The following is a 3489-nucleotide window of genomic DNA, read 5'->3' on the forward strand; positions in this document are numbered from 1 at the left end:
TCCCAGCGATCTGAGAAACGCAGTCTGAGCATCCATTGCGAAACGCACTCCCATCTTGAGATGGGTATCACCTCGCAGTCCGCGCCGGCGCAGACAACGTGCCGCTCAGACACCGCTTACACCGAGTAGGGGATTTGGGGAAGTCCTTCCATTGGCCGCTCCCACCTAAGACACCATGGAATATAGTGCGAAACGCCGTGCAAGGCGAGTCCGGCAACGGGCAGGCCGGTCAGGGCGCCATGGGAGGTGGCTCTGGTTTCGACGATCTGGCGCAGGAAGGCGATGCCGATCAGTCGATGCCGATGGCGTTCAGGAGGTTCGCTGCAAGCTTCAGGCGTTCATTTCTGACCAAGGGCTCAGCCGTAGGGGGTGGGCGCTAGTAGTCATCTGGACTTGCAAGGCCGATGGTTCGCAAAAGCAATCGACCGAGTGGAGTTATATCGACGCCAGAGGCTGACAGCATCCCAGTCTTTGGATCAATTTCCGGAATGTCACCTTTTTTGACCTTCTTAAAGCCTGGTTGCAGGAGGCCTAAGGAGACCAGCTTCTGCGTCGCAATTTGTTGTACTGTCTGAGCATCGAGTTCATCGCGCGTTGATTGTAGGTGTGCTCGTACAGGCGTTAGGATGTTCGCGTGACGCTGCATAAACTCTGAGTCATCCCGGTACCTTCGCAGCTGGCTGGTGAGCACAATCACCTGACCTTCATCTAGCTCCCGAAGTAAGATGAGCATTCTCTTGGCCGCGAGGAGATTTTGCTCATCTCCGGACAGCCCTTCGGCAACAGCAGTCGCAATTTGCTCTCTTCGCTCATCTGAGAGCGCTCTCGCGGTCTGGTATCCACCCTCTTCGAAAAGATCGAGGCCTGGTTCGCTCAGTAGCCTCTGCTTCAACTGCTCTTCTGATAGGCCGGACAGCTTTTCAGATAGGTAGCGAAGATAATCCTCAACGCGCTTTTGCCGAACGCCCGGAATGACTTGAGTGATCAGCTCATTCAGCGCTGAGCCGACAACGGGAACGGCTCCTGCCAGCATTCGCAATACGGGAACGATATGGTCGGAAGGCCCCGGTCCAAGCGGCGGATTTTCGTCAGACAAAGGAACCTCCCTAATGAACCTGAGTCCATTGGCACAGCTATTCCTGATTCTCGCAATCTTGCTGGGTGGATTGTGGGTGAGCTATGCGCTCGCTCGATCGGGCGAGCCCTCCTCGGCATGGCTCTGGTGCACGTTGGTGTGGGGATGTAACTAGGCGCCAGCTGCCGCCAGTTAGCCGCCGGGCCTACTCGTCGGGGGTGGGGGGCATGCGCGAGATGAAGCTGGCAACCTGATCGGACGTCTCGTTGACATCTAGAGGCGGAACCTTTCTGTCGCTCGTCATGGCGCGAATAACTCCATCTGCCAGCATTTTCGCCGACGCTTCGTCAAAACGATGTTCTTGTGATTTCTCTGTCTGGGTAAGCGCAGCTGACAGAGTGCTAACGGCATTCGCGAAACGAGATGCTTGTTCGTCGGGGAGGAAATCAGAGAACGTCTCAGTCAGCTTGTCCACCAGTTCCTTTCTACCTTCGGCGTCAGCTTGCGCCAAGGCAGAGATCAGTAGCGTAACGATTTCCACTCCAGAGAGTTTCGGCGCTGGGTACTTCTCCTCCAGCGTCGCCACAATCTCGGCGTTCATCGAGCGGTTGTTCGCCTCGGCGGCGGCTTTGATCCGGCCCCTCATCCCATCGGGGAGGCGGAGCATGAACTTGTCCGTAAGGGTGCGATTCTGGTCCTCTGACATGGTGCTGTCCTTAGGACGCGAAAACCTCTTGACGCAATGGCGTCCTAAGGACATAGTGAAAAAGTCCTAAGGACACTATAAGGGGGACATGGATGACCGTTCACATCAATCCGCTTCTCTTCGAAGAGGAGCATCTCGTCCGTCAGGTCGAAAAAGACAAAGAAATCTGGTTCGTCGGCGCCGATGTGTGCCGGGTTCTTGGTATTTCCAAAGTTCATCAGTCGCTGGATCGACTTGATGACGGTGAAAGGGGTACCTGTACTGTAGGTACCCCTGGCGGTGATCAGGATATGATCGTTGTATCTGAGCCTGGGGTCTATCGTCTGGTCTTCACCTCTAGGAAGCCCGTCGCCGAACGCTTCAAGCGGTGGCTGGCGCACGAGGTGATTCCGTCGATCCGCAAGACGGGCGGCTTTGCGCCGGAGACCGCGCCGCAAAGCGTCGAGCCTGATGACACGCAGAGCAACGATGGCGTGAAGCTGCGCCACGTCACCGAGTGCCGTCTGACATTCGGCAACAAGGCGGCTGCGCAAATGTGGTTCCACCTCGGCCTGCCGGTTGTGCCGGAAATGCTGGTCGATCCGCGCCAACTGTCGATCTTCGACTATCAGAGCATCAAGTCTGTGGAGCCGGGAGCATGACCCAGAAACGCACGATGACTGACCGGTACATGCTCCGCCTACCTGATGGCTGGAGGGACGTGATCAAGGAAGAGTCCAGGAAAGCACATCGCTCCATGAACGCGGAAATCGTCGCAGCCATCGAGACGGCAATGCGGATCAAGGGGGTGCAGCTCGATGCGCCCGCACAAAAGTAAAGGCGCTGGGACGGCCATCCCAACGCCTTTGATGAAACCCAACTGTCAAGGAAAGGTTCTGCGCATGAATATGCCAGTAAAGCACGGCGATTTCAATGGTATCGAGATCATGGAGCGCGATGGCGCGCTTCTGGCGTCGAGCCGTGAGGTCGCAAAGAACTTCGGGAAGCAACACAAGAACGTCCTGCAAGCGATCCGTAATCTCGAATGCAGCGACGAATTCAACGGGCTCAATTTTCAGCCCGTCGAATATATGGACGCCAAGGGCGAGAAGCGCACCGAATATGGTATGACCCGTGACGGGTTCAGCTTCCTCGTCATGGGCTTCACCGGGCGCGAGGCTGCCCACTGGAAGGAGCAGTATATCTCGGCCTTCAACGCGATGGAGCAGAAGCTTCGGGCTCCGATGATCGACGTGCGCGACCAATCGCAACTCACGCAGATTGCGATCCAGCTCATCGAGGTCAACCAGGACCAGGCGAAACAGATCGAGGCGATGCGCGAAGACGTTGAGGCCCACGAGCGGCTGACCAAGGCGGACGGGTCGCTGAACGTCACCGAGGCGGCCAAGACGCTCGGTGTGCGTCCGAAGGATCTGTTCGACTGGCTGTCGCACAACGGTTGGCTCTACAAGCGCACCGGATCGCCGAATTGGCTGGGCTACCAGTCGAAGTGCAACTCCGGGCTGCTGGAGCACAAGACGACCACGGTCCTGCGCGCCGACGGCAGCGAGAAAATCACCGAGCAAGTCCGGGTGACGCCGAAAGGCTGTAACCGCCCGATTGAGACCGCAGGTTACTTCTGAAGCATAGGGGCGACCAAGATGATCGCCATGCCGGTCAGGCAAAAGATTGCGCCGATGATATCCCATCGGGTCGGAATCTGCCTCTC

At 57.3% G+C, this 3489-nt stretch carries 5 protein-coding genes; 3 read left to right on the forward strand and 2 right to left on the reverse strand.

Annotated elements, in window-relative coordinates; translation table 11 throughout:
* Positions 1-376: 376 nt before the first annotated feature.
* Both QO033_RS25065 and QO033_RS25070 read right to left on the reverse strand, forming a co-directional pair.
* Positions 377-1096 (reverse strand): hypothetical protein, encoded by a 720-nt coding sequence (locus QO033_RS25065; RefSeq protein ID WP_284483420.1) that lies wholly within the window; start codon positions 1094-1096, stop codon positions 377-379.
* A 184-nt stretch (positions 1097-1280) separates the two neighbouring features.
* On the reverse strand, positions 1281-1781 hold the full coding sequence (locus tag QO033_RS25070; RefSeq protein ID WP_284483421.1) for an Arc family DNA-binding protein: 501 nt from the start codon (positions 1779-1781) through the stop codon (positions 1281-1283).
* Between the two features lie 92 nt (positions 1782-1873).
* Here QO033_RS25070 and QO033_RS25075 point away from each other — a divergent pair, with 92 nt between their 5' ends.
* From QO033_RS25075 to QO033_RS25085, 3 genes are all read left to right on the forward strand, one after another.
* Positions 1874-2422 (forward strand): BRO-N domain-containing protein, encoded by a 549-nt coding sequence (locus tag QO033_RS25075; RefSeq protein ID WP_284483422.1) that lies wholly within the window; start codon positions 1874-1876, stop codon positions 2420-2422.
* Complete coding sequence (locus tag QO033_RS25080) at positions 2419-2598, forward strand: Arc family DNA-binding protein (RefSeq protein ID WP_284483423.1); 180 nt, start codon at positions 2419-2421, stop codon at positions 2596-2598. The genes QO033_RS25075 and QO033_RS25080 overlap by 4 nt, the downstream gene beginning before the upstream one ends.
* 64 nt (positions 2599-2662) lie before the next feature.
* The gene (locus tag QO033_RS25085; RefSeq protein WP_284483424.1) at positions 2663-3403 is read left to right on the forward strand and encodes a Rha family transcriptional regulator; all 741 of its coding nucleotides are present in this window, start codon (positions 2663-2665) and stop codon (positions 3401-3403) included.
* Positions 3404-3489: the final 86 nt, after the last annotated feature.

It is taken from the genome of Pseudodonghicola flavimaris (assembly GCF_030164425.1).
GTDB classification, from domain to species: Bacteria; Pseudomonadota; Alphaproteobacteria; order Rhodobacterales; family Rhodobacteraceae; genus Pseudodonghicola; species Pseudodonghicola flavimaris.